Source organism: Ruegeria sp. YKSF131, from assembly GCF_059612645.1.
Genome location: NZ_JBXWQZ010000013.1, coordinates 39,383 through 64,452 on the forward strand (window position 1 = coordinate 39,383; position 25,070 = coordinate 64,452).

At 56.7% G+C, this 25,070-nt stretch carries 22 protein-coding genes; 11 read left to right on the forward strand and 11 right to left on the reverse strand.

The genetic code is table 11. From position 1 onward, the window contains the following. The 5 genes from AC2FLZ_RS06710 (at window position 1) to speB (ending at window position 6,984) form a co-directional block, all read left to right on the forward strand. Complete coding sequence (locus AC2FLZ_RS06710; protein WP_496881975.1) at window positions 1-1,818, forward strand: feruloyl-CoA synthase; 1,818 nt, start codon at window positions 1-3, stop codon at window positions 1,816-1,818. A gap of 15 nt (window positions 1,819-1,833) precedes the next feature. Beyond that, on the forward strand, window positions 1,834-2,709 hold the full coding sequence (locus AC2FLZ_RS06715) for an amidohydrolase family protein (RefSeq protein WP_480554603.1): 876 nt from the start codon (window positions 1,834-1,836) through the stop codon (window positions 2,707-2,709). Window positions 2,710-2,827: 118 nt separating this feature from the next. Then, complete coding sequence (locus tag AC2FLZ_RS06720) at window positions 2,828-4,357, forward strand: acyl-CoA dehydrogenase family protein (protein WP_480624279.1); 1,530 nt, start codon at window positions 2,828-2,830, stop codon at window positions 4,355-4,357. A gap of 69 nt (window positions 4,358-4,426) precedes the next feature. Next, a complete protein-coding gene (locus tag AC2FLZ_RS06725) occupies window positions 4,427-5,716 on the forward strand; it encodes a flavin-dependent oxidoreductase (protein ID WP_496881976.1) in 1,290 nt (429 codons plus the stop codon). A gap of 290 nt (window positions 5,717-6,006) precedes the next feature. Continuing rightward, the gene (gene speB, locus AC2FLZ_RS06730; protein WP_496881977.1) at window positions 6,007-6,984 is read left to right on the forward strand and encodes an agmatinase; all 978 of its coding nucleotides are present in this window, start codon (window positions 6,007-6,009) and stop codon (window positions 6,982-6,984) included. Between the two features lie 30 nt (window positions 6,985-7,014). On the opposite strand, the gene AC2FLZ_RS06735 is transcribed toward speB, so the two are convergent. The 9 genes from AC2FLZ_RS06735 to AC2FLZ_RS06775 form a co-directional block, all read right to left on the reverse strand. After that, window positions 7,015-8,235 carry an aminopeptidase P family protein gene (locus tag AC2FLZ_RS06735; RefSeq protein WP_496881978.1) on the reverse strand — a complete coding sequence of 407 codons (1,221 nt, stop codon included), beginning with the start codon at window positions 8,233-8,235 and terminating at the stop codon, window positions 7,015-7,017. Window positions 8,236-8,397: 162 nt separating this feature from the next. Beyond that, entirely contained in the window at window positions 8,398-9,609 is a 1,212-nt protein-coding gene (locus tag AC2FLZ_RS06740; protein WP_496881979.1) for an ABC transporter permease, read from the reverse strand. A 5-nt stretch (window positions 9,610-9,614) separates the two neighbouring features. After that, window positions 9,615-10,889, reverse strand: coding sequence for an ABC transporter permease (locus tag AC2FLZ_RS06745; protein ID WP_480476312.1), 1,275 nt, complete (start codon window positions 10,887-10,889; stop codon window positions 9,615-9,617). A gap of 70 nt (window positions 10,890-10,959) precedes the next feature. Then, complete coding sequence (locus AC2FLZ_RS06750; RefSeq protein WP_480476310.1) at window positions 10,960-12,051, reverse strand: extracellular solute-binding protein; 1,092 nt, start codon at window positions 12,049-12,051, stop codon at window positions 10,960-10,962. Between the two features lie 103 nt (window positions 12,052-12,154). Then, window positions 12,155-13,255, reverse strand: a complete 1,101-nt coding sequence (locus AC2FLZ_RS06755) for an ABC transporter ATP-binding protein (RefSeq protein ID WP_480476308.1) — start codon at window positions 13,253-13,255, stop codon at window positions 12,155-12,157. Window positions 13,256-13,391: 136 nt separating this feature from the next. Then, window positions 13,392-14,102 (reverse strand): maleate cis-trans isomerase family protein, encoded by a 711-nt coding sequence (locus AC2FLZ_RS06760; protein ID WP_480476306.1) that lies wholly within the window; start codon window positions 14,100-14,102, stop codon window positions 13,392-13,394. Then, complete coding sequence (locus AC2FLZ_RS06765) at window positions 14,099-15,244, reverse strand: M24 family metallopeptidase (protein WP_496881980.1); 1,146 nt, start codon at window positions 15,242-15,244, stop codon at window positions 14,099-14,101. Before AC2FLZ_RS06765 ends, AC2FLZ_RS06760 begins: the two co-directional genes overlap by 4 nt. Continuing rightward, complete coding sequence (locus tag AC2FLZ_RS06770; protein WP_496881981.1) at window positions 15,241-16,284, reverse strand: pyridoxal-phosphate dependent enzyme; 1,044 nt, start codon at window positions 16,282-16,284, stop codon at window positions 15,241-15,243. The genes AC2FLZ_RS06765 and AC2FLZ_RS06770 overlap by 4 nt, the downstream gene beginning before the upstream one ends. Window positions 16,285-16,355: 71 nt before the next feature. Then, window positions 16,356-17,228 (reverse strand): LysR family transcriptional regulator, encoded by an 873-nt coding sequence (locus tag AC2FLZ_RS06775; RefSeq protein WP_480516455.1) that lies wholly within the window; start codon window positions 17,226-17,228, stop codon window positions 16,356-16,358. A 107-nt stretch (window positions 17,229-17,335) separates the two neighbouring features. On the opposite strand from AC2FLZ_RS06775, the gene AC2FLZ_RS06780 reads away from it, so the two are divergent. The 5 genes from AC2FLZ_RS06780 to AC2FLZ_RS06800 are packed head-to-tail and all read left to right on the forward strand — an operon-like array spanning window position 17,336 to window position 22,135. Beyond that, on the forward strand, window positions 17,336-17,935 hold the full coding sequence (locus AC2FLZ_RS06780) for an amino acid synthesis family protein (protein ID WP_480516453.1): 600 nt from the start codon (window positions 17,336-17,338) through the stop codon (window positions 17,933-17,935). Further along, a complete protein-coding gene (locus AC2FLZ_RS06785; protein ID WP_496881982.1) occupies window positions 17,907-18,695 on the forward strand; it encodes an alpha/beta fold hydrolase in 789 nt (262 codons plus the stop codon). Before AC2FLZ_RS06780 ends, AC2FLZ_RS06785 begins: the two co-directional genes overlap by 29 nt. Further along, the gene (locus AC2FLZ_RS06790) at window positions 18,692-19,609 is read left to right on the forward strand and encodes a flavin reductase family protein (RefSeq protein ID WP_480516449.1); all 918 of its coding nucleotides are present in this window, start codon (window positions 18,692-18,694) and stop codon (window positions 19,607-19,609) included. Before AC2FLZ_RS06785 ends, AC2FLZ_RS06790 begins: the two co-directional genes overlap by 4 nt. A gap of 3 nt (window positions 19,610-19,612) precedes the next feature. Beyond that, entirely contained in the window at window positions 19,613-20,647 is a 1,035-nt protein-coding gene (locus tag AC2FLZ_RS06795; RefSeq protein ID WP_480516447.1) for an LLM class flavin-dependent oxidoreductase, read from the forward strand. Window positions 20,648-20,656: 9 nt separating this feature from the next. Then, a complete protein-coding gene (locus AC2FLZ_RS06800) occupies window positions 20,657-22,135 on the forward strand; it encodes an aldehyde dehydrogenase (RefSeq protein WP_496881983.1) in 1,479 nt (492 codons plus the stop codon). 83 nt (window positions 22,136-22,218) lie between these two features. On the opposite strand, the gene cuyB is transcribed toward AC2FLZ_RS06800, so the two are convergent. Together cuyB and cuyA are read right to left on the reverse strand one after the other, a co-directional pair. Continuing rightward, window positions 22,219-22,926: a cysteate racemase gene (gene cuyB, locus AC2FLZ_RS06805; protein WP_496881984.1), complete on the reverse strand. Its 708-nt coding sequence runs from the start codon at window positions 22,924-22,926 to the stop codon at window positions 22,219-22,221. A 3-nt stretch (window positions 22,927-22,929) separates the two neighbouring features. Then, window positions 22,930-23,943, reverse strand: coding sequence for a D-cysteate sulfo-lyase (cuyA, locus tag AC2FLZ_RS06810; protein ID WP_480622331.1), 1,014 nt, complete (start codon window positions 23,941-23,943; stop codon window positions 22,930-22,932). A 122-nt stretch (window positions 23,944-24,065) separates the two neighbouring features. On the opposite strand from cuyA, the gene AC2FLZ_RS06815 reads away from it, so the two are divergent. After that, window positions 24,066-24,971, forward strand: coding sequence for a LysR family transcriptional regulator (locus AC2FLZ_RS06815; protein WP_480554586.1), 906 nt, complete (start codon window positions 24,066-24,068; stop codon window positions 24,969-24,971). Window positions 24,972-25,070: the final 99 nt, after the last annotated feature.

Genomic DNA, 25,070 nt, shown 5'->3' on the forward strand with positions numbered 1-25,070 from the left:
ATGCAACGCACATCGGAATACCTGGTGCATTCTGTTTCGCGCGAAGATCGGGCCGACGGTTCCATCCTGCTGAAATCAAACCACACTCTTGGTCCTGTCGTCGACAAAACCGGTGTCTGGCTGCACGCCTGGGCCTCGGACGCGCCTGACCGCACGTTCATTGCTGAACGCAGCGGCGCAGGATGGCGCAAGGAAAGCTATGCGACCACGCTTGAAAAGGTGCGGGCAATCGCAAGCTCGCTATTGGCGCGTGGGATGGGGCCTGACAAACCGATCCTGATCATGAGCGGCAACGGCTTGGATCATGGTCTGCTGAGCCTGGCTGCTCAGTACATTGGCGTACCGACTGCGCCCGTAGCCGAACAATACGCCTTGATCCACGGTGCACATGGCCGCCTGCGCCATGCCATCGAACTGGTGCGCCCGAAGATGGCCTATGTCGTCGATGCGGATCAATACCGAGAGGCGCTGGAACTGGATGCGCTTCAAGGGGTCGAAATCGTAGCCAGCCGACAAGGCAGGAACAGTCAGGTCACAGCGTTCGACGAACTTCTCAAAGGGGATGTCAGTGTCGATCTGGAGGCAGCCTATGAACTGGTTGGCCCCGATTCCGTCGCCAAGATCCTAATGACCAGCGGTTCAACCTCGGCCCCGAAGGGGGTCATCACGACCCAACGCATGATGTGCGTGAACCAGACCATGCTGGCCGACGGGTTGCCATTTCTGCGCACGCGTCCGCCCCGTGTGGTCGATTGGCTGCCATGGAACCACGTCTTTGGCGGATCTCATAACTTCAACATGATGCTCGCCAACGGCGGAAGCTTCTACATCGACGACGGCAAACCGGTAGCCGGTCTGTTTGAGAGGACGCTGGAAAACCTGTCCATGGTCACCGGCACGCTCAGCTTCAATGTCCCCGTAGGTTACAGCATGCTGCTGGGCGCATTGCAGCGGGATGGCGATTTGCGTCGGCGGTTTTTCGAAGAACTTGATCTGATCTTTTATGCGGGCGCTTCACTGCCACAGGACATCTGGTCTGGATTTGAACAGATGGCGCTGGATGTCAAAGGTGAGATAACGCTGATGACCTCGTCCTGGGGGCTGACCGAGACAGCGCCCGCCACAATGATGCAGTCCGAGCCCATTGACCGTTCCGGGGTTGTTGGCGTTCCGATGAACGGCGTGACACTCAAGCTGATACCGGATGAAGACATGCGATGCGAAATGCGCATCAAAGGGCCAAACGTGATGCCCGGGTACTTCAACGAGCCGGGCAAGACAGCCAGCGTTTTCGATGAAGAAGGGTTTTTCATTACCGGCGACGCCATGCGGTTCATCGACCCGCAGGACGTAAACAAAGGTATGAAATTCGACGGCCGGATATCCGAGGATTTCAAATTGCTGACCGGAACATGGGTGCGGGCCGCACAATTGAGGATGGACTTGTTGACCTGTCTTGCGCCTCTTGCCTCAGATCTGGTCATTACAGGTGCCGACAGAAATGAGATCGGCGTCATGGTCTTTCCCGATGTCGCCGAGCTGAAGCGGGAAGGATTTGACCTGAACGACGACAGTGGCGCCTACTGCTGCAAATTGCTGCAAGGCGAAATTCACCGCCGCCTGGCAGAGCGCGCCCGCGAGTTATCGGGCAGCTCCACACGGGTCGGGCGCGCCATTGTCCTTAGCGAGCCCGCCTCGATGCCCGAGGGCGAAATGACCGCCAAGGGGAACCTCAATTTCCGCAAGATACTGACACGCCGGCAAAATTTACTTGAGCGTCTTTATGACGACGCCGATCCGGCAATCATAAAGATCTGAGAAAGGAACGAACAGATGGTCGATATCTCCAAGGTTCGCGCAATCGACATTCACACCCACGCTGAAGAACCCTGCGGGTGCCACTCGGATGACGGCTATGACGACCTGCAGGCAACCATGGCCAACTACTTTGGCGCGCCGTGGAGCCATCCGCCTACGGTTCCCGAAACTGCACAGCACTATCGCGAGCAAAACATAGCCGCGGTGATCTTCCCGGTCGATGCCGAGCGGGAAACCGGCTATCGGCGCTACAAGAACGAAGAAGTTGCCGCATTGGCGGCGGAAAATGACGACGTGCTGATCCCGTTTGCGTCAATTGATCCGCACAAGGGCAAGATGGGCGCACGCGAGGCGCGCCGCCTGATCCGCGAATTTGGTATCAAAGGGTTCAAGTTTCATCCGACGATGCAGGGGTTCTACCCCAATGACCGCATGGCTTATGACCTTTACGAAGCAATCGCCGAGGAAGGCTGCATCGCCCTGTTTCACACTGGTCAGACCGGTGTCGGTTCGGGCATGCGGGGTGGTAACGGAATGCGGCTTAAATACTCGAACCCGATGTTCATGGATGACGTCGCCGTCGATTTTCCGGATATGAAGATCATCCTCGCGCATCCGTCATTTCCCTGGCAGGAAGAGGCGCTGTCCGTGGCGCAGCACAAGCCCAACGTCTATATCGACCTGTCCGGTTGGTCACCAAAGTACTTCCCCGAGATTCTGGTGAAATACTGCAACTCGATCCTCAAGAAAAAGGTCCTGTTTGGGTCCGACTGGCCCATGATCACTCCAGAACGCTGGCTGTCGGATTTCGAGAAGATCAATATCAAGGACGAACTGCGCCCGGACATCATCAAAGGCAATGCCGCGCGCCTGCTGGGACTGACCCCGTGATGCTGCCCCCTGCCCCATCACTGCCCTACCCAGTCACTTTGAACTTCGACGGTGCCGAACCGCCAGAACCGGGCCGCGTCGTGGTCGTCGAAGTCACCAGCTATCGGGTGACATGATCATGAAGCCATTCGAAGCCCCACTTGCGGACATCTTATTCACGTTGAACCACGTAGTCCGGGCCACCGATCTTCCAGATTGGGACGCTGACCTTGCTGGTGAGATCGGCGAACATTTTGCCGCCTTCGCACAAGGTGAAATTGCCCCGCTGGACGAGCCGGGAGACAGGCAGGGATGCTCGCTGGAAAACGGTCGCGTATCCATGCCTGCCGGCTTTGCCCAAGTTTATGCAACGTATTCGGAACAGGGCTGGCCCTCGCTCACCGTGCCTGGAGAATATGGCGGTCAAGGGCTTGGTGCCCTGATACTGGCCATAACGTCCGAGGTGTTTTCGGGCGCAAACCACAGCCTTCAGATGGTTACTGGGTTGGTTCCGGGCGCGGTGCGTACCTTGTTGCGCTTTGGCACGAAAGATCAGCAGTCCCGGTACATTCCCTCTCTGGCCTCGGGTGAAACTCTGGCCACCATGTGCCTGACCGAACCCGGGGCCGGGTCTGACCTTTCTCGCGTGCGCTGCCGGGCGGAACCTGCTGAAGATGGCTGGAAGATCACGGGAGAAAAAATCTTTATCTCTGGCGGTGACCAGGACATGAGCGATCATATCCTGCATCTTGTGCTTGCGCGCACGTCCGATGAAGGCGTCAGAGGTTTATCGCTGTTTCTATGCCCCAGCACCTGCACTGACGGCAGCCGTAACCACGTTACCGTAACGCGCATCGAGGAAAAGATGGGCCTGCATGCCTCACCCACGTGCCAGCTGGCATTTGATGGGGCCAAAGCTGAACTGATCGGGGCCGAAGGTGAAGGTCTGATGGCCATGTTCACCATGATGAACCACGCCCGGCTTGATGTCGCCCTACAGGGCGTCGCGCACACCGCGCGGGCCTATGACATTGCCAGTACTTATGCCAGTGAAAGGGTGCAGGGACGCAATGCCGACGGTCGACCGGCAACACTGGATCAACATGCCGATATCCGCCGTATGCTGGATCAAATCGACTGGCTGGCAATCAGCAGCCGCAGTCTTGCACATCTTGCATTTGTCACCATGGAACGGGGTACATCGCCTGACCTAGTCGATTTTCTGACCCCGGTTGCTAAGGTCTATTGCACCGAAGCCGGTATCAAGGCCGCCGAATTGGGTATGCAGGTACTGGGCGGCTATGGCTATTTGCGCGAATACCGGCTGGAGCAGACCTATCGCGATGCCCGAATTACCTCGATCTATGAAGGGGCCAACGGCATACATGCGCGTATGCTGGCAACACGTCTTGCCGCAGAGCCTGCGGGCGACGCCTTTGCCGAATTTGTTGCGCATGAAGCCGAGCATTGGACATGCGATGCGATCTCGGACGCACTGGACAATTGGCAATCCGCTCGAAGAAAGCTGAAACAGGGTGACAGCGCGGCGATGGCGCATGGGTTCATGCAAACGACGATTGATACCGCTCTGACTTGTCTGCGGGTGCGGCTGCGCAACGCCGCAAGCCTTCATCCATCCCCGGAACGGATCAAACGCATTTGCGGTTGAGGCTGGATCCAAGCGCGCAGATTATCGACAACCGATACCCGCCACCAATCGGACTGAAAGGAACGCAACATGACAGATCCAAAAGTGCTGATCGCGGGTGGTGGTATTGCTGGGTTGTCGCTGGCACTGACACTGCATCAGATTGGCATCGACTGCACTGTCTTTGAAAGCGTTCGGCACCCGCGCCCGCTGGGTGTCGGAATAAACCTGCAACCCAACGCTGTGCGCGAGTTGTACGATCTGGGTTTCACGGCTCAGGATCTGAATAAGTTCGGCGTCCCTGCGCAGGAATGGGCGCTTGTTGGTTTGAATGGGCACGAGATTTACGCGGAACCGCGCGGAACTTTCGCTGGTTACAATTGGCCGCAATACGCGGTGCATCGCGGCGCGTTTCACATGGCGCTTTACCAGCGGTTTGTCGAACGCGCAGGCCCGGATGCCGTACGCCTTGGTGCTCGGGCCACGGGATACCAGACCAATGCGGATGAGACGGTTACAGTGCGGTTGCAAACTGACCAGGGGGGCGTCCGCGAAACCGGTGCCATTCTAATCGGCGCCGACGGTATCCATTCAGCCATCCGAAACCAGATGCATCCAAGCCAACCTCCGATCCATTGGGGAGGCACCGTCATGTGGCGCGGCACAACTTTGGCAAAGCCCGTGCGCACGGGTTCTTCCTTTGTCGGACTGGGTACGCATAAGAAACGAATGGTGATCTACCCGATCTCACACCCCGATCTCGGAACCGGCATGGCGCTGATAAACTGGATTGCCGAAGTCACCTACGATGACCCGGACGCGCATGCGGCAACCGGGTGGTTCCGGCAGGTCGAGGCCAAGGATTTCGCGCACCACTTTGACGGATGGACCTATGACTGGCTGGATGTTCCTGCCCTAATCCGCGGTGCGGATGTGACATATGAAAACCCGATGATCGACCGCGATCCGGTTGAAACGTGGGTTGACGGGCCGGTTGCCCTGATCGGAGACGCCGCGCACCCGATGTACCCTACCGGTTCGAATGGGGCCAGCCAAGCAATTATGGACGCCCGCATATTGGGGGCCAGCTTGCTCAAGCATGGCTTGGGCTCAACCGCGCTGGCGGCCTATGATGACACGCTGTGCGGTCCGGTGTCAGACCTTGTCCTTCGCAATCGGGGTGCTGGACCTTTTGGCCTGTTGAATTTGGTCAATGACCGCTGTGGCGGTGTGTTCGACGATATTGAAACAGTCATTTCCTTGGCTGAAAGGGCCAGTTTCATGGCCAAATACAAAGCTGCCGCAGGTTTTGCGCGCGACGCCCTGAACAGCGCACAGCCAACGATTGCGCCCGGCTCGCAGCTGGCTTGGCAGGCGTGATGGAAAAGCCATCGGTGGATTGAGAACCTGCGCCCATGACAACAGCGTTTCGCCGGTCCTGTGTATCGCCCGCAAAATCATGCGCTGCCGTGAATGATTTCGCGGCATACCAGCGTGTCCCACCGAAATTTCGTTTGTAGCGAATCGACCAACAGCTAATCGGAAAGAACGCACCGGGTCAGACCTGTCTGATCGTCAGACATGTATTGGACGAAGAAAACTAATTTCATTGCACCGCCTTCTCATGTTCAATTGCACGCAAGGCGACAGGGCCATTGAAAGGACTGAATATGCAGGATCATGGATATGCGTCAGGTCGACTGAACCTACCATTCGTCGGAATATCAACCTTTGGAAAATCTCCGTATGTCGAGGATTGGGACAATATTGATGCGGATGTTTGCATCCTTGGTGCGCCATTTGATTTCGGCACGCAATGGCGCGCCGGGGCAAGGTTCGGCCCTCGGGCCGTGCGTGAAGCTTCGACCCTGTTCAGTTTTGGACATGCCGGTGCCTATGACCACGAAGACGACGCAACCTATCTGGACAGTTCAGTACGTATTGTGGATTTGGGGGATGCGGATATCGTCCACACAAAGACCGAGGCCAGCCACGAAAACATCGCCTATGGTGTTCGCAAAATCCTGACCGCAGGGGTGCTGCCGCTTGTGATCGGCGGCGATCACTCTATCAACATTCCCTGCATTTCCGCGTTTGAAGATGATTGTGCGCAAAATGGCCCGATCCACGTGGTTCAAATCGATGCGCATCTGGATTTCGTGGACGAGCGTCACGGTGTCACCAATGGCCACGGCAACCCCATGCGACGGGCGATCGAAAAAGACTATGTCTCGGGGATGACCCAGTTGGGTATTCGAAACGTCTCGTCAACCGCCAAGGAAGGATACGAGGACGCGCGCGCACGTGGGTCAGACATCTTGTCCGTGCGTCAGGTGAGAAAGCTGGGAACAGAGGCTGTTCTTGAGCGAATTCCCGAAGGTGCTCGGTACTATGTGACAATAGATATTGACGCCTTTTGCCCTTCCATCGCAGCAGGGACCGGGACGCCAAGCCATGGGGGGTTTTTGTATTATGACGTTCTGGAAATCCTTCAGGGCCTCGCCAAGCGCGGCAATGTCGTCGGCATCGACCTTGTCGAAGTGGCACCAGCCTATGACCCCAGCGAAAGCACGCAGATTCTGGCCGCGCAGCTATTGTTGAATTTCCTGGGTTTTATCTTTCGCGAACGCGCCGGTCGCGAGAGATGAAGGGGGAGCGTTTGCTCCCCCTTCTTTGTATCAGGCATCGATAATGTTGTGGCCAGGCCCATATGGGAAGCCGGTAATGTTTTCGGCCCCATCTTCGCCAACCACCAGAATATCATGCTCGCGGTAGCCCCCTGCACCGGGTTGCCCTTCGAGGATCCACAGCATGGGCTCGATTGAAACGACCATGCCAGGTTCCAACACGGTGTCGATATCCTCTCGCAATTCCAGACCGGCCTCGCGCCCGTAATAATGGCTGAGGATGCCGAAAGAATGGCCATACCCGAACGAGCGGTATTGCAGCAGCCCCTCATCGGCAAAGAAACGGTTGATCTCGGCAGTGATGCCTGAACAGGTCGCACCGGGTTTGATCAGGCTCAGACCCAGTTCATGGGCCGCCACATTGGCCTTCCACAGGCGCAGGCTGTCGGCGTCCGGCTCGCCCAGAAACAGGGTACGTTCCAGCGCAGTGTAATAGCCTGAGATCATCGGGAAAGTGTTCAGCGACAGGATATCGCCTTTTTGCAGGGCGCGTTTTGTCACCGGGTTATGCGCGCCATCGGTGTTCAGCCCGGACTGGAACCAAACCCAGGTGTCGCGATATTCGGCATCTGGATAGGCGCGCGCGATTTCCTCTTCCATTGCGTCACGGCCCGCCATGGCAATCTCGATCTCAGTTGCGCCTTCACGGATGGCCGCATGGATTGCCGCCCCGCCAACATCCGCGGTGCGTGCCCCACCCTTGATCAATTCAATCTCTTCGGCGGATTTGACCATGCGGGCGGTCATTGTATCCGGCGCGATATCAACCAGCTCGGGGGTACCCAGCATCCGCAGGGCAGTGTCGCGGGCGGCCAGCGTCATGTGGTCGCCTTCAATGCCGATGCGCTTGGCGTTGCCGATCAGGCTTGCAACCGCACGCCAATAATTGTCGCGCTTCCAGTCAGTATAAATCACGTTGTCTTCGACCGACCGACGCCACGGTTGCCCGGCGTCGATGTTGGCCGAAACGGTGGTGCAGGCCTCTTGAGTGACCACGCAGCCATACGGACGGCCAAAGGAACAATACAGAAAGCCCGAGTAGTAGGCGATATTTTGCATTGATGTCAGCAGAACCGCAGGGATATCACGTGCGGCCATGATGCTGCGAAGCTTGCTGAGACGGCGATCATATTCACCCTTGCTGAACGGCAAAGGCGCTTTGTCACCATTGTGGCAGGTAAAGAATTCGGGGCGTTTTGTTGTGTCGGTCATCACTTGGTCTCTCAACTTTGCCGGGCGACAAATCCCGGCCACATGTCCCGGCGTTCAGGACAGGCGGTCTCGGGGTCCGAGAGCCGATCACCCCCTTACGTGCCGCGACGCCATCGCAGCGAGGGTGAACAGGGAAATCGTTAGATCAGACGATACGATCCGTCAAGCGGGGGAAAGCCCCCGCAGGCGTTCCGAACGACGCCGCAGCAATTCAACCGTGGTCAGCAGCGCAATCGACAGAACCACAAGGATTGTCGCAACCGCCAGAATGGTCGGGCTGATCTGTTCCCGCAGGCCGGTGAACATCTGCCACGGCAAAGTCTTCTGACTGGCTGAGCCCACAAACAGAACCACCACAACTTCGTCGAACGAGGTGATGAAGGCGAACAGACCACCCGAGATCACACCCGGCAGAATCAGTGGCATCTGGATCTTGAAGAAGGTACGTACCGGCCCTGCCCCCATATTCGCAGCAGCACGCGTTAGTGAGCGATCAAAGCTCACAAGCGTGGCGGTCACAGTGATGATCACGAATGGGATACCCAGAACGGCGTGCGCCAGGATGACTTTCAGATAGCCCACAAAGTTCTTGTTCATGCCCAACGTCCCTTCAAGGAACCGACCGATATCGCTGTAGAAGAAGAACATGCCTGTTGCCGAGATGATCAGCGGAACGATCATCGGCGAAATGAGGATTCCCATGATAGCACGGCGACCGGGGACGTGGCTCTGGCTGAGGCCAATGGCCGCCAGAGTACCAAGCGAGACCGAGATGACTGTGGCAATCGGGGCAATGATCAGCGAGTTTTTGAAGCTGCGTTGCCATTCATTGTTGGTGAAGAAATCACGGTAGTGCTTCAGCGAATACCCTTCGGGGTCAAGCCGCAACATCTCGGGCGTGAAGGTGAAAAAGTCTTGTGCGTTGAACGACAGCGGCAAGACCACAAGGATCGGTGTAATCAGGAAGACGAAGATCGCACCGCAGATCACCCGAAACAGGTAGTGGTAAAAAACTTGCTGCGCGGTCAGGTATGGCAGCAGCTTGCGCCGGTATCGCCCTTCGTACAGCCAGTAGGTAAACCAAATAAAGAACCAGCCGCCCAGCAGGCCAAGAACGCCTCCCATAAGACCTGACAACAGGAAGCCTGCGATGCCAAAGCCGAGGATATTGATCCAGCGGGCCAACTGCTCATTCTTTAGAATGTTGATGTAAATCCATGCCAGACCGGCAATCACGATGGCGCCGCCTACGATCCCCAGCAGGACCGAGCCGTTTCCGGCGCCGACAAAGATACCAGCGAATGCCCCGGCCAGTGCGACGCTGGGCAGAACCATGGACAGAGGTTTGCGGTATATCGGGGTAAGTGCGGCCATCTTGATTATCCCAACTTCACGTTATCAATGCCCACGATCTTGTCGTAGACCCAGTAGAGCAGCAGAACGACCGCCAGCAGTATCGTTCCCAGCGCCGCCGCCAGTCCCCAGTTCAGTGAAGACGAGATGTGATAGGCGATCCGGTTTGAGATAAAGACACCTTTGGTACCACCCACAATTTCAGGCGTGATGTAGTAGCCAATCGCCAGAATGAACACGAGGATGGAACCAGCGCCGATGCCCGGAATGGATTGCGGGAAATAAATGCGCCAGAAGGTCGTCCAGTTCGTCGCCCCCATGGATTTCGCAGCGCGTGTATAAGTTTCCGGAATGGTCTGCATCACTGAATACATGGGTAGGATCATGAATGGCAGCAGGATATGCGTCATCGCTGTGATCGTACCGATCTGGTTGTTGATGATCACCAGCCGTGCATCGTCGGCTACTAACCCCAGCCAGACCAGCGTTTCGTTGATTACGCCTTGCTGTTGCAGCATGACTTTCCAGGCTGATGTTCGGACCAGCAGCGACGTCCAGAACGGCAAGAGCACAAGGATCATCAACAGGTTCGACACCCGCATCGGCAGGGTGGCCAGCAGGTAGCTGACCGGATATGCCAGAAGAATACAGGCGCCGGTAATAACCAGTGACATGAACAGGGTCCGGCCAAACAACTTGATCAGGATCTGCTTGTCTTCAGGCTGAGATTGCGCGCCGTCAGGGGTTCTGCGCATATCCACTGCATTCAGAAAATACCCGTTGGTGATCTTCGGCGAATGGGTTTTGATCACGCGCCACGTTTGTGGATCGCCCCATCCGTCGTGAATATCAATTAGTTGCTCCTTGAACGGACCATCCGTTTCAGGATCCAGTTTCTTGATCTGACGACCTGACTTGCGGAACATCGAAGACATACCGGTTTCTTCGTAGTTCAAACGCGAACCAAGCCGTGTGTGCTCTTTGTTGTCAATCGCAACAATCATATCCCGGACAAATGCGTTATACACATCTTCGCCCGGCAATTCGCCAGACTGCTCGTCCCAATTTTGAAGCGCCTCGACAGTTAGAGGCAGTGTTTCCGAAACGATGCTGTTCTCGACCGATCGGAAAAGCATCGCCGCGATCGGCACAATAAAGGAAAACAGCACGAACAAAAGCAAAGGGGCGATCAGAAGAAGGGCGCGCAGCTTTTGCCGCCGCAGCGAGCGTGCCAGCGATAGTTTGAGCGGCGTTCCGTCCGCTGCCAGCATGGGTCCGGCGTTTTGGCTTGCGTCAGTCATTCGAGCCCCTCGGGTATGTCTTGGTTCAGGGGCGGCGCACCGCCCCCGACTGTGTCATGAAATCAATCGCTTACTGCGCCAGCCATGCCTGGAACTTGGCGTCGATATCGTCGCGGTAATCCGCCCAGAATTCGTAGTTATACAGGAACGTGTTCTTGGCGTTTTCCGGATCGGTCGGCATATGCGGTGCCATATCGATACCCAGATCGGCGTGCTGACCCACAAGTGGAGCTGACGAAGCGCGGGCCGGACCGTACGAGATGTACTTGGCCTGATCCGCCAGACGCTGAGTGTCGGTTGCGAACATGATATAGTCCAAAGCGCGCTGCTTGCGCTCATCGCTCAGTCCGGCAGGGATGATCCAACCGTCCAGATCGAACACCTGCGCGTCCCACAGCATTGCAACCGGCTGTTTCTGCTCTTCGATCACACTGAACAGACGACCGTTATAGGTCGAACCCATGACAACTTCGCCGTCAGCCAGCAACTGAGGCGTGTCCGCACCGGCGGACCACCAGACAACGCTGTCTTTGATGGTGTCCAGCTTGGCCAAAGCCTGATCCTGACCTTCCGAAGTCGCCAGAACGTCATAGACATCATCCTTCGCGACGCCGTCACACAGCAGCGCCCATTCCATATTATTAATGGGGCGCTTTTCCAGCGAACGCTTGCCCGGATATGCCTCCAGGTCGAACACTGCACAGATGTCGGTTGGTGGGGTGTCACCTACCAGATCGGTGCGGTAGCCGAATGTGGTCGAATAGACGATCTGCGGAATAAAGCAATCGCTGACTAACAGTTCCCCGAAATCTTCAGAAGCCGGCGTGCCATCCGGAGCCGGAGCCAATTGGCTGTCAAAATCGATTTCAAGCGCCAGACCTTCGTCGCAAAGCCGGATTGCGTCAGCGGCCACAACATCCACTACATCCCATGTGATGTTGCCCGCTTCATTCATCGCGCGCAGTTTGGCGACGGCCTCGTTCGAGCTGTCATCGTTCAGAATCGTGATGCCGGTCTTTTCCGAATAGGGCTCGTGATACGCCTTCAACTGCGACTTTGAATAGGCACCGCCCCAGGAAACGATAGTCATCTCCTCGGCTGAAACAGTGCCCGCAGCCGTCGCAATTGCAGCCGCAGTGAGCATGATCTTGGTTGGTTTCATGTGTTACTCCCAGTTCATCCCGTTTTATGTGGTGGTCAGCCGATGCACGGGTTTTCACCGGCCGGTCCCTCAGCTTAACCGCGCTTGTCCCGCGCGGTTTGGTCTATGCGTCGAGCGCACGACAATCCTGTGCCAGCCAGCCGATCTCGATCTCCTGACCCGGGGTCAGGCGTACGGCATCAGGCGCATTTCGAGTTTTGGCGATGAATTCGTTGTTTCCGGCAACGGACATGCGGAACCGAAATACGTCGCCCATGTAAATGAATTCTTCGACCCTTGCTTTCAAAGTATGCGCGTCGGCGTGCAGGCGGTCTTTGTTGAATTCCACACGTTCAGGGCGGATCGAAACTTTGGTCCGGTCGCCTGCGTTGTGGACGTTGATCGGAACCGCGTCGATTTCCGAGCCATCATCCAGGCGTACGACGCAAGTGTCGCCATCAATCGATTTAATAACACCTTCCAACGTGTTGTTTTCACCGATGAATTGCGCGACGAAACTGTTTTCCGGCTCTTCGTAAAGCTGATCAGGTGGCGCAAGCTGTTGAATGCGGCCATCGTCGAAGACGGCCACCCGATCTGACATGGTCAGCGCTTCGGTCTGGTCGTGGGTCACGTAGACAGTTGTGATCCCAAGCTCATGGGCCAGACGTGTGATTTCGAACTGCATATGTTCACGAAGCTGCTTGTCCAATGCCCCCAAAGGCTCGTCCATCAAGACCAGTTCGGGCTCGAATACCAGGGCACGGGCCAGAGCAATCCGCTGTTGTTGCCCGCCCGACAGCTGAGCAGGACGTCGGCCACCAAAGGCGCCCATCTGAACCATATCCAGCGCGCGCTTGACCTTTTCATCCCGCTCCGACTTGCCCAGCTTACGGACTTCAAGTGGAAACGACAGGTTCTCGGCCACCGTCATATGCGGGAACAAAGCGTAGTTCTGGAAAACCATGCCAATACCGCGCTTGTGCGGCGGGATATTGTTGATGGGCTTGCCGCCCAGGAGGATTTCACCGTGCGTGGCGGTTTCAAATCCGGCGAGCATCATTAGGCAAGTCGTCTTGCCCGAGCCTGACGGCCCAAGCATTGTCAGAAACTCACCTTTGGGCATTGCAAGGTTTAGGTCTTTTACGACGAGGTTCTCGCCGTCATAAGACTTCTGTACGCGTTGGAATTCGACAAACGCGGCGTCGTTCATTGTATCGGCCACAAGACCCCCTGTTACGTCAAATGATTATCCGTCTTCTGCGGATTTCATTGATCTGTAGCCGTTAGTTAAGACCAAGCGATGTTCACATTGCAACAGTGAATCCCGGTTTTGTTACACAATATCGGGATTTAACAGCTCACCCGGCTTCGTTCAGAACCCGCATATGCCACGCAAGACTTTGATTACTGGACAGAACCGGCTTGCCGATACGAGCGCGTATCTCGGGAATAGCCTGTTGCGTGCGAAGGTTTGTACAACTCAGAAAAACCGCATCAACCGACGGGTCCGAGCCCAGTTTCGTGGCAGCGTCGATGACGGATTGCACCGAAATCCGAACAACTTTGGCCTCTTCTGATTCCCCGAATGTCCCAAAAACATCCATCTCCACTCCGCCTTGTGCAAAGGCCCGGCGCAGGGGAAGGTTTACCTCTTCAATATAGGGCGACAGCAGCGCGAATTTCGAAACTCCCAGGTGTCGCGCACAGGCCGTAGCCGCACGCAAAGGGTTTGTAACTTCGGCGGTCTGGCATGTCTGTTTAACAAGTTCCGCTACACGGTCGGACCCGATAACCGAGCTTGCAGACGTGCACCCGTACCCGACAACGCGATAAGGTCGCGCGCTGGGCAGCAATCCGGCGGCGGCTGGCAGCGCCTTCTCCATTTCCGCAAGGCTTTCCGTCGTCACCTCAATCCCGCTGGGAATACGCGTCACGTAGATTGGATACTTGCGGTCCGAAAAATACGAGCTGAACTCAGGCTCCAACGTTTCATCGGTCTGCAACACGATCAGACCAAGTGGGGTGGCCTTGGGATCGTCCTCATCAAGGGCGTAATGTATTCGGGTCATATCTCGATCACCTCTGGCCCGATACGCGGGCTAAGAAAACATGGAGCGCCTTCGGTGATGACAATGTTTTCTTCATGGACAAGTATTTTTGTACCAACGGCGATGCCCGGCTCCAGTGTCAAAACCATGCCGGGTTCCAGCACGGTCTGGTCTGCCGGAATAATGGATGGCCATTCTGTCAGTGACATCCCCAACCCATGACCCAGCCGCCCTGCATCTGTGCCTTCAGCATCTTTGGTAAGCACCTTGTTCATAGCATGGAACAAATCTGAGGCTGTTGCACCGGGTCGGGCGATTTCGAACGCGGCATCTGAGGCTTCCACCAGTCGGGCGTGCGCTGATCTCACCTCAGGCCGGGCTGGGCCTACAGACCAATTGCGATCAAAATCACAGAAATAGCCATCCCAAACCAGACCTGTATCCAGCATAAGTACGTCGCCAGGTTCCAACGGCGCCGAAGTTGCAGGTGATATTACATCACTGTAGCCGCCCTGCTCTGCCCCGCCTGCTAGATACGGCACCCAATCGGCCCCTTCCTCAAGGCAGAGCATCTGGAAGCGGCGAAAAACCGTGTCCAGAGGCACCCCTGCGCGGGCAATCTCGGGCACGCGGGTGAAGGCGCGTCCCGCAATACCACAGGCTGTTTGGATCTTGGCAATTTCAGCCTGGGATTTGATCATGCGCAGCCGGCGCAGGATACCCTGATCTCCGGTGATGCGTCGCGTGCCGAGAGCGCCGCGCAAGCGTTCAATGTCCGCCATGGGCATACGCACATGAGTCTCATGGCCGTCCGGCATTCCGACATTGCCTGAAACGGGTGTCAGTTCGGCCAGGACATCGGCCAGAAGCGAGATACCGTCGTCCTGCAAATCGGGCGCGCTCCAGGTTCGGATGTCATCGATCCAGGTCTGCCCCATGAGCGCGGCCCCGATCGAAGGGATCACGGCCACCGGTTTGCCCGTGGCCGGTACGACCAGAAACCATGGCCGGGTTGGGCTTTCCCAAAATCGGGTTAGATAGCCGGTAAAGTAACGCACATCAGTTTCTGTGGTCAGCAGCAGCGCCGACAAATCCGCGGCTCGCATCAGCTCCTGCGCGCGTTTGGTGCGCGCCTCGAACTCTGTCTGATCGACCCCCCTCATTCCGCGATCTCCGACAGAAAGCACAACACGCGTGAGTGTTCGTCGATCCCCATGGCTTTCCGCGCTGTATCGTTCATCACCGCCGCAAGGCCTGCCCCGCCTGACGCCGTGGTGGCCAGCCCGACCTTTGCCATCGCGTCAAGCTTTGCCGCCACATCGTCATCTGAAAGGGTCAGGAACAGGTCTGTGTCGCGGGCCAATCCGTTTAACGCGATCAACGACGGTTCCTTGCAGTCCAGACGCCCCATGATGCTGTCCGGGCCATCCGCGAAAACACATTTTCCGGCAACTATGCTGGCGTGCAACGCGGGCGCCGCTTCGGGTTCAACCACAACGATCTTCGGTGCGTCGCCCCAGATGTGTCGTGCATAGGCAGCAACGGCACCGGCCAGCCCGCCCACGCCTGCTTGCAACAGAATATGCGTCGGAATCTCAGGGCACTGCCTGACAGCCTCTGCCGCCATTTGCAGATATCCTTCCATGAGCGTCCATGGCAGGTCATAATATCCATCCCACGAACTGTCCGACAGCAATATCCATCCGTTGTCTTCGGCAGCCGTTTTCGCTGCCTCCATGCTGGCGGCATAGTCAGCGCCACTTCGAACAACTTCGGCTTTTTGGCCTTTCAGACGTTCCGCGAAGGTTTCGGGCACAGTTTCAGCAATGTAAACAACAGCCTTCGCACCGAAGATTCTGGCACCAGCCGCAACACTCATGCCGTGGTTCCCGGCGCTGGCAGTCACATAGGTCGCGCCTGCCAGAGTTTGTTCACCCGGCTCACCTGTCTTCTCGGCCGCATGACGCGCAATTACATAGGCTGCCCCTAAAGCTTTGAACGAACCGAGGTTCATACGCGCCCGTTCATCTTTCACCCAAAGCCGGGCTACAGGGGCCAGTTTCCTGGCATCAACCAATGGCGTTTCTTTCGCGACAGGGCACCGAGAAAGCAAGTCTGCAACACGGGCAGCATCTGTAGAAGGATACGGCGCAGACGGTGCAAGCTTTTGGCCCCCCCGATGTGGATTGGTGATGATTTGCATACGCCCCTAGCCTAATTGTTCATCTGGTGACGTGACCCTATCGATGGAACACTGTCAATCAACCTCTGCCGTTAGCCAGAGACGTCGACGACCTTCGGGGTCTGTTCTGTTACCAAGGCCAACACCCAGTCGTGAAACAACCGGGCAGCCGGATTGGCGGCGTTTGACGAGAGGTAATAGCCTTCGTTGCTGTCAACCGAACATTCATGCGCGCGTATGACCAGACCGGCGGCAATCGCATGAGTCGTCAGTAATTCGCTGACCAACGCGACACCGCTGCTGTGAACGGCCAGTTGCAGTGCCATCCCAAATGTATCGACAAAAACACCAGGTTGGCGGCGCAAGTCCTGTTTTTCAAACCATGTACCCCACCCACTTGATGTCCCGACGGCCTCGATCAGAGGCAGGTCAAACACGCCGCCCGCGACCGTCGGGGATTTCACGGCAACCAGCCGGTCAGGCATCAGGCGGACAGCGCCCTGTCCCACCTGTTTCTTTGATCCGAACCGAACCTGAACATCAGCGTGGGATGCGTGGAAATCGTCGGGCCAGATCGCACTGAGAAGCCGGACGCGAACTTCAGGATGGCGTCTGGTAAAATCTGACAGATATGGGGCAATAACCCACTGGGCGATGCTAACAGACGTGGCGACAGTCAAAATGTCTCCGGACGCGCTGGCGTCCACGCGCCCGGCAGCCGCGGCAAGCGCTTCAAGCGCGCTGCCAACCTCGGGCAATAGTTTACGCCCCGCATCCGTCAGCGCCAAGCTTCTGGGGTGCCTCACAAAAAGAGCTGTCCCCAAACGCATCTCGAGCGATTTTACCTGCTGACTGACCGCCGATTGCGTCAAGCCAATCTCTTCGGCAGCCGCCGTAAAGCTAAGCGTTCGTGCAGCCGCCTCGAAGGATCGGAACCAGGTCAGTGGTGGAAGAGATTTACCCATTTGGTCAAACTGTCCATTAATCTTTTTAATGGCAAAGCACATAATTCAATCATTTGTCAAAAACCCTGTCCGTTTTTAACGTTTGCGAGCGCGACAGGAGAGCTTTGATGCAACCGGAAATACGTAAGATCGTTACCTACGATGAGGAGGTCCTTGTCGAGGGCTTCCGAGCCGCCAAAACCCCATGGCGCATGTTTGCCGTGGCCGCAGTGGTTCACAACCCCTGGGCAGGACGGTTTGTGGAAGACCTTAAACCCGAGATACAGGCCTATGGCCCTGTTCTGGGTGAGATGATGACGAAACGTATGATCAAACTGGCCGGGAGTGGTGAGGCAATCGAAGCCTATGGCAAAGCCGCCGTGGTCGGGCTGAATGGTGAGGTCGAGCACGCTTCGGGCCTTATTCACACGTTGCGCTTTGGCAATCACTACCGTGAGGCCGTCGGTGCGAAATCCTATCTGGCGTTCACCAACACACGTGGTCCGGCAAATGCGCCGATCATGGTGCCGTTGATGGATAAAAACAATGCCGGGCGGAGGTCGCACTACCTGACAATTCAGTTCTCAATTTCTGACGCACCGCGCGATGACGAAGTTGTGGTCGTATTAGGCGCAGCAACCTCGGGCAGACCGCACCACCGTATCGGTGACCGTTATCAGGATCTCAAGGATTTGGGCCATGACCTGGACAACCCGGCCGCGGTCTGAGATCGGCGGGCTGGCGGCTATCCAGACTGGTTCGGGTCAGAATATCCTTCTGTTGCATGGTGTTGGCTTGCGGGCTGAAGCTTGGGGCGCACAATTGGACGGGCTGGCTTCTGAAGGTTGCATGACCGCTCCGGACATGCCCGGTCACGGAAACAGCCCATTAACTGACCTCAGCATCGGGCTTTCGGCGTACACCGAAGCGGCTCGGGGTGTTCTGGACTGCATGAGTGGAGCGGTCGTTTTGTTTGGCCACTCGATGGGGGCCATGATCGCGCTTGATCTTGCCACCAAAGCGTCACACCGGGTTTGTGGGGTCGTCGCATTGAACGCGGTTTTTGAGAGAGCCGCGAATGCGGCACAGGCCGTGCGCGACCGTGCGGCGCAGCTGGATGGCAAGACGATCGCTGATCCCACCAGCACATTGCATCGATGGTTCGGAGATGTCGCCTCGGCTGAGCGCGATGCCTGCCGTAGATGGCTGACGGCCATGGACCCGGCTGCGTATAAAACGGCCTATTCCGTCTTCGCCCACAGCCAGTGCCCCCGACGCGATGCGTTGGAGAAACTAAGCTGCCCGGCGCTTTTTCTAACCGGCAGTCTTGAGCCCAATTCAACCCCGGAGATGTCACGCGCCATGGCGGACGCCGCGATGAACGGGCGCGCGCAAATCATTGAAGGCGCTGCACATATGATGCCGATGACGCATGCAGATCAGGTCAACGCTGCGATTTCCAGCTTTCTGAGTGAGCTGCGCCCATGACCGCGCTTGATCCTCGTGACCTTCGTCGTGCATTCGGTCGGTTCATGACCGGTGTGACGGTTGTGACGACGTGTGATGACGTAGGCAATACACTTGGCTTTACGGCCAATTCCTTCACTTCGGTTTCTCTCGACCCGCCGCTGCTTTTGGTCTGTCCGGGAAAAAACCTGTCTTCTTTCGACGTTTTTGCAACCTGCGCCCGTTTCGCGGTGAACATTCTGGCCGAGGGGCAGGAAAACGTATCCAATACGTTTGCCGGGTTCAAAGGTGATCGATTTGCCAAAGTCGATCACTACTTTGATAAGAATGACGTCCCTTTGATCAGGGGGGCAGTCGCAACGTTTTCCTGCCGCACTCATCAGGTTGTCGAAGCCGGCGACCATTGCGTTTTAATCGGTCAGGTCGAAACGTATTCTCAGAACGATGCCACCGGACTTGGCTATGCGAACGGGCAGTATTTCAGCCTCGGGCTGGAGCGTGGCGCGCTGGAACCATCCGGGCGAAATGTGGTCTGTGGCGCGATCATCGAGCAGGACGAGCACGTCTTTCTGGAGAAAACAGATGCCGGTTTCCGCCCGCCGCAAGTTACGCTGTCAGATCGGCAAGATCTGCGAAGCAGCCTTATGCAGAACCTGACGGCAAGGGGTATCAATGCACACCTTGGCGTCGCGTATTCCGTCTATGACGATGCCACCACGCACCATGTTTACATTCTTGCGTCTGCGCCCGCCCTGCCCCGGCATGGCCCGTTTCACGCAGTCGCAACCAAAGACCTGGCGACCCTGCCTTACGCGTCAGCACCCATCGCCACCATGATGGCTCGTTTTGCGCTGGAAAGCCGAACCCGCAATTTCTCGCTTTATCTGGGTGACGCCCAGCGGGGCGATGTGCACAGCCTGTCGGAAAGGACCTGAGGAATGGAGTTTTCCCTTTTTGCCCATATGGAACGGCTGGGCCCCGAAGAGTCGCATGAGAAGTTGTATGAAGAGTTCATCGAGCTGTGCAAGATGGCTGATCAGGCAGGGATGCGTGCGGTCTGGACCGGTGAACACCACGGGATGGATTTCACCATCGCACCCAACCCGCTGATGTCGCTGGTGGACATCGCGCATCATACCAAAAACGTGCGCCTTGGCACCGGCACTGTGATCGCACCGTTCTGGCATCCGATCAAACTGGCGGGAGAGGCAGCCGCGGCGGATATCATGACCGGTGGCCGGATCGAACTGGGCATAGCGCGCGGTGCCTACTCTTATGAATATGAGCGGCTTATGCCCGGTCTGGACGCATGGACCGCCGGTCAGCGAATGCGAGAGATCGCTCCTCTGCTGCCCAAATTGTGGGAAGGCGACTGCGCGCATGACGGAGCGTTCTTTCAGTTTCCCGCCACCAGTTCGGCGCCAAAGCCGGTGCAGCTCGGCGGGCCACCCATCTGGATTGCCGCGCGGGATCCGAACAGCCACGAGTTCGGCGTTCAGAACGGGTTCAACATTCAGGTCACCCCGCTCTGGCAAGGCATCGAAGAAATCGAGACACTGATGACCCGTTTTGAGACCGCCTGCGCCAATCACGGCGGAGCGCGCCCCAAGATCATGCTGCTTCACCACACCTATGTCGGGCGCGATGACGCTGAACTGGATCAGGCTGCGCGGGATTTGTCCCGGTTCTACAACTATTTCGGCGCGTGGTTCCAAAACAAGCGACCAGTCCGACAGGGATTGATTCAGGCTCTGACCGAAGAAGAAATGGCAGCCAACGCAATGATGGCACCCGAAAACCTTGTGCGCGATCTGACAATCGGCACGGCGGACGGGGTAACAGAGCGTCTGAAACGCTATGAAGACCTTGGATATGATGAATACTCGTTTTGGATCGACAGCGGCATGAGCTTCGAACGCAAACGCGCATCGCTTGCCCGTTTCATCGACGATGTAATGCCAAAGTTTCAGTAAGGGGCCGCAATGCACCATAAGCCACATTTCCAGCTTTTTATCGACGGCACTTGGACCGAAGGGGCACGTGGGCAAGTGATGACCTCTTTGAACCCCGCGACGGGCGAGGAATGGGCCAGTTTCGCCTGCGCCGCACCCGAAGACGTAGAGCGCGCCGTTTCTGCAGCGCGCCAGTCACTTGACGATCCGGCGTGGCGGGACATGACGCAAACCGCGCGTGGCAAACTGTTGTTCCGGCTTGCGGAACTGATCGAACAGAACGCAGGACGCCTTGGCGAGGTCGAGACGAAGGACAGCGGCAAGCTGCTGGCGGAAACCGCGACCCAAACGGCTTATGTCGGCGATTATTATCGCTACTATGCGGGGCTGGCGGACAAAATCGAAGGCGCGGTCCTGCCGATCGACAAACCGGACATGCATGTCTTTACGCGGCGCGAGCCCATTGGCGTGGTGGTCGCAATTGTCCCCTGGAACGCGCAGATGTTTCTGACGGCTACCAAGCTTGGGCCAGCTCTGGCCGCGGGGTGCTCGGTTGTGCTGAAGGCATCAGAGATTGCGCCCGCCCCAATGCTGGAGTTCGCCCGCTTGATCGACAAAGCGGGATTCCCACCCGGCGTCGTTTCCGTCATTACCGGGGACGCAGAAAACTGTGCGATCCCTCTAACCCGGCATCCTGACGTGGACCGGATCGCGTTCACTGGCGGCCCGGAAACGGCGCGCCATGTGGTGCGCAACTCGGCTGAGAACTTTGCCGTAACCACATTGGAGTTGGGTGGAAAATCCCCGATCATAGTATTCGATGATGCCAATCTGGATGGCGCCGCCAACGGCCTGGTCGCGGGCAACTTCGGCGCTTCAGGTCAAAGCTGCGTCGCAGGATCACGCGGGCTGATCCATCGCCCAATTATGGAATCCCTTATTGCCAAAATCGAAGAAAAGATGTCGGGCATTGTCATCGGCGATCCATTGGAACCTGAAACTCATATTGGCCCGCTGTGCACAAACGCCCAGATTGTCAGAATTCAGGCGACGCTGGCCAAGGCCAAGGAACAGGGCGCCCGTATTCGTTTCGGTGGCGCGCCACTGGATCAGTCAGGTTATTTCATGGCCCCAACGCTGGTGGAATGCACCAATGCCGAGACGGAGACCCTGAAGGTGGAAATGTTCGGCCCCGTCATGTCCTTGCTGCCCTTCGACACTGAAGAAGAGGCAATCGCCCTGGCCAATGACACGCCGTTCGGGCTTGGCTCGGGCATCTTCACCGAAAATGTCGCCCGTGCTCACCGTGTTTCATCACGCCTGAAATCGGGCATCTGCTGGATCAACACCTACCGCGCCGTCTCACCCATCGCGCCCTTTGGCGGTTTCAATCAATCCGGTTATGGCAGGGAAGCGGGATTGGAGGCCATTCACGATTACACGCGAACCAAGACCGTTTGGCTGAATACATCGGACAAACCGATGTCGAACCCATTTGTTATGCGCTGAGGTGATCTGCAAGACGATCAACGATCACAACTGCACAGCAGCGCTGCCTTCCAGCCTTATCACTTGCCCCACTTTCAGCAGGATCAAGAGTGGGTTCGATTTGCTTGGGAAAACGCGATGATCGCATCAACCAACAGGTCAATCGTATCAACAGCTCTTACGTCCGCGGCGACACTGTCGGCGATTAACGACAGCTCTGAACACGCGATAAGTTGCATATCTGCCCCGGCACCAATCAGTTCCGCAGATACGGTATTCAGAGCTTCGCGTGCCTCATTGTAAGGATCACCGGCCTTGATCCTGCGGATGGCCGCAAGCATCTTGCCCTCATCTGCTGGCCAGACAACTGACATTCCCCGCGCTTGAAACGCCGTGTCGAAAAGACCTACGCGCCGCAGCGCGGGCGACGCCAGCATCCCGATACACCCACCCGGTCCGATTGTCCGGTCGGCACGATCCACTGCAAGTTCCACCATGTTCAACAAGGGAATAGTCGCGGCATCCGTAATCGCAGCAGCATAGTAATGTGCAGTGTTGCACGGCATGGCCAATGCCACAGCCCCGGCAGCTTTAAGACGACGTGCCATCGCGGCAAGCACAGGCCCCGGATCCGCGCCCGTTCCGTCAATCAAGTGAGAAATGCGAGACGGCACCTGCGGGTTCATATCGATCAACAACGGGATATGGTCGCGATCGTCGTCTGCTGGCACAGTCTCCACCAACTTGCGCTGGAGGAGGATAGTCGCCTCAGGGCCCATGCCACCAAGAATACCGATCGGGGCCCGCGTCATTGGTCAGATATTGACCCAGCGGTTCTGATGATCAAACACAAAGTCATACCCCCCCAGCGCCGCTGCACCGCCGGTATGCAGGAATACGACTCGCTGGTCCTGGAACTCGCCTTTGCGTGCAAGATCAATAAGACCTGCCGCACCTTTTGCCGAATAGCAGGGATCCAAAAGTATCCCCTCCAGCTCGGCGAACATCCGGATTGCCTCGATACCACTTTCGGTAGGCAAGCCGTAACCCTGTCCGACGTAATCTGTATTGGCCATCACGTCTTCGCGGTTCACGACGCCTGCACATCCCAGCTTCTCGGCTGTTTTACAGGCAAGATCGTAAACCATCTGTTCTTGTTTAAGTTGGGGCGCCCGGGTCCCGATCCCCAAAACCGGCACCTTCGCGTTCATGGCGCACATACCGGTCACCAACCCCGCCTGCGTTCCCGAAGAGCCGGTCGCGTGCACCAGCCGGTCAATTCTTAAACCGCGGTCGTTGGCTTGGCCCAAAAGCTCAAAAGCTGCGTTCACATAGCCAAGGACACCTGTCGGATTTGATCCACCACCGGGGATGAGGTAGACGTTGCGCCCCTCTGCCCTTTTCTTTTCTGCTGCTTTTTCCATCTCGGCCGGCATGTCATGCCCGCCGGGAAATTTCTCGGTGGTTGCACCGTGGAGGTGATCCAGCAGGACATTGCCGTTGGTGTTGTAGTTTCCGTCCTGATAACCGGTGCGATCTTCCAGCAGAATATGGCAATCAAATCCCAGCTTGGCTGCAAAAGCGGCTGTCTGTCGGCCGTGGTTGGTTTGAGTTGCCCCTTGCGTCATGACCATATCCGCGCCCTGCGCCTCAGCTTCGGCCATCAGGAATTCCAGTTTGCGGGTCTTGTTGCCACCGGTCGACATACCAGTGCAGTCATCGCGTTTGATCCAGATTTCCACCCCCAGTTCTTTGGACAGCCTCTTCATCGGTTCCAACGGCGTCGGCAGATGGGCAAGATGCACACGGGGAAAGCGGGCGAGATGCATGTGGAGGCTCCTAACATTGAATTTCGGCAATTTACCATCCCTCAAGCCGTGCATCTAATTCAAAATTCAACTCATAACTTGCAAAAGTTGCATGTTAGACGTCCTTAGTTTATTTAAACCCCATGCGCTTGGAATGGATCGATGACATATTGGCTGTTTTGGATAGCGGTTCCTTGACACGAGCCGCTGAGAAGCGGCTTCTCACTCAATCTGCCTTCACCCGGCGGATACGGCTTATCGAAAACAGCATCGGAGCCACCCTGTTTGACCGCCGCCGCAAGCCAGTATCTCTTATGCCTGGCATTCAGTCATTAGAGCCCGAACTGCGAGAGCTTAGTACGCGGCTGCACAAACTGCGACATGTGCTGAAGACAGCGAATGACCAAACCGGGAAATCACTGTCGTTTGTGTGCCAACATGCTTTGACGACAACGATATCGCCAAGGATCGTGCAAACGCTGACCGAGAATGACGATATCCCAATTCACGTGCGATCAGGGAACCAGGACGAATGTCTGTTGAACCTGATCTCAAAACAGGTTGATTTCGCGATCATGTATTCGATCCCGGGCGACGAAATAAGCAGTGTTGGTGACGCATTCGAAGCCAAGACACTTGGCGCGGACATTTTGATTCCCGTTTGCGCACCCTCTGTTCGCAACAAAATCACCAGCGCGGCACTTCCGGTCATAGGCTATCCGTCCGATGTGTTTCTGGGGCAAGTTTTCGCTCGGAAAATCGCGCCGCGATTACCAGAGGAAACCACACTTGTGACCAGAGCTGAAACGGCCCTGACATTTGCGATGCAACAATATGCCATCAATGGAATTGGCGTTGCCTGGTTACCTCATTCTCTGGTTGCTGCGTCCCTGGCAACAGGTCAGCTTCAACGCGCTGACAGCACACTTCCTTCACAGGAACTGACAATCAGGATGTTTCGTTTTGCAGTTGCTCAGTCCCAGTATTGCGAGCAAATCTGGCAAAGCTTTGATGCGCTTCCATTCGATTTCGCTACGTTGCATTATTGATCTGACGTCGAAGTAAACCACTTCCGGAATGCAAATGAGTGCGGCCCAAGGCAGCCCACCTATTCAAGGTGAACCCGAGTATTAAGCCCGCATCGGAAC

Excerpts from the sequence above, each read along its gene's own strand:
- AC2FLZ_RS06710 (WP_496881975.1), top strand. The coding sequence starts at position 1 with ATGCAACGCACATCGGAATACCTGGTGCATTCTGTTTCGCGCGAAGAT.
- AC2FLZ_RS06715 (WP_480554603.1), top strand. The coding sequence starts at position 1,834 with ATGGTCGATATCTCCAAGGTTCGCGCAATCGACATTCACACCCACGCT.
- AC2FLZ_RS06720 (WP_480624279.1), top strand. The coding sequence starts at position 2,828 with ATGAAGCCATTCGAAGCCCCACTTGCGGACATCTTATTCACGTTGAAC.
- AC2FLZ_RS06725 (WP_496881976.1), top strand. The coding sequence starts at position 4,427 with ATGACAGATCCAAAAGTGCTGATCGCGGGTGGTGGTATTGCTGGGTTG.
- speB (WP_496881977.1), top strand. The coding sequence starts at position 6,007 with ATGCAGGATCATGGATATGCGTCAGGTCGACTGAACCTACCATTCGTC.
- AC2FLZ_RS06735 (WP_496881978.1), bottom strand. The coding sequence starts at position 8,235 with ATGACCGACACAACAAAACGCCCCGAATTCTTTACCTGCCACAATGGT.
- AC2FLZ_RS06740 (WP_496881979.1), bottom strand. The coding sequence starts at position 9,609 with ATGGCCGCACTTACCCCGATATACCGCAAACCTCTGTCCATGGTTCTG.
- AC2FLZ_RS06745 (WP_480476312.1), bottom strand. The coding sequence starts at position 10,889 with ATGACTGACGCAAGCCAAAACGCCGGACCCATGCTGGCAGCGGACGGA.
- AC2FLZ_RS06750 (WP_480476310.1), bottom strand. The coding sequence starts at position 12,051 with ATGAAACCAACCAAGATCATGCTCACTGCGGCTGCAATTGCGACGGCT.
- AC2FLZ_RS06760 (WP_480476306.1), bottom strand. The coding sequence starts at position 14,102 with ATGACCCGAATACATTACGCCCTTGATGAGGACGATCCCAAGGCCACC.
- AC2FLZ_RS06765 (WP_496881980.1), bottom strand. The coding sequence starts at position 15,244 with ATGAGGGGGGTCGATCAGACAGAGTTCGAGGCGCGCACCAAACGCGCG.
- AC2FLZ_RS06770 (WP_496881981.1), bottom strand. The coding sequence starts at position 16,284 with ATGCAAATCATCACCAATCCACATCGGGGGGGCCAAAAGCTTGCACCG.
- AC2FLZ_RS06775 (WP_480516455.1), bottom strand. The coding sequence starts at position 17,228 with ATGGGTAAATCTCTTCCACCACTGACCTGGTTCCGATCCTTCGAGGCG.
- AC2FLZ_RS06780 (WP_480516453.1), top strand. The coding sequence starts at position 17,336 with ATGCAACCGGAAATACGTAAGATCGTTACCTACGATGAGGAGGTCCTT.
- AC2FLZ_RS06785 (WP_496881982.1), top strand. The coding sequence starts at position 17,907 with ATGACCTGGACAACCCGGCCGCGGTCTGAGATCGGCGGGCTGGCGGCT.
- AC2FLZ_RS06790 (WP_480516449.1), top strand. The coding sequence starts at position 18,692 with ATGACCGCGCTTGATCCTCGTGACCTTCGTCGTGCATTCGGTCGGTTC.
- AC2FLZ_RS06795 (WP_480516447.1), top strand. The coding sequence starts at position 19,613 with ATGGAGTTTTCCCTTTTTGCCCATATGGAACGGCTGGGCCCCGAAGAG.
- AC2FLZ_RS06800 (WP_496881983.1), top strand. The coding sequence starts at position 20,657 with ATGCACCATAAGCCACATTTCCAGCTTTTTATCGACGGCACTTGGACC.
- cuyB (WP_496881984.1), bottom strand. The coding sequence starts at position 22,926 with ATGACGCGGGCCCCGATCGGTATTCTTGGTGGCATGGGCCCTGAGGCG.
- cuyA (WP_480622331.1), bottom strand. The coding sequence starts at position 23,943 with ATGCATCTCGCCCGCTTTCCCCGTGTGCATCTTGCCCATCTGCCGACG.
- AC2FLZ_RS06815 (WP_480554586.1), top strand. The coding sequence starts at position 24,066 with ATGCGCTTGGAATGGATCGATGACATATTGGCTGTTTTGGATAGCGGT.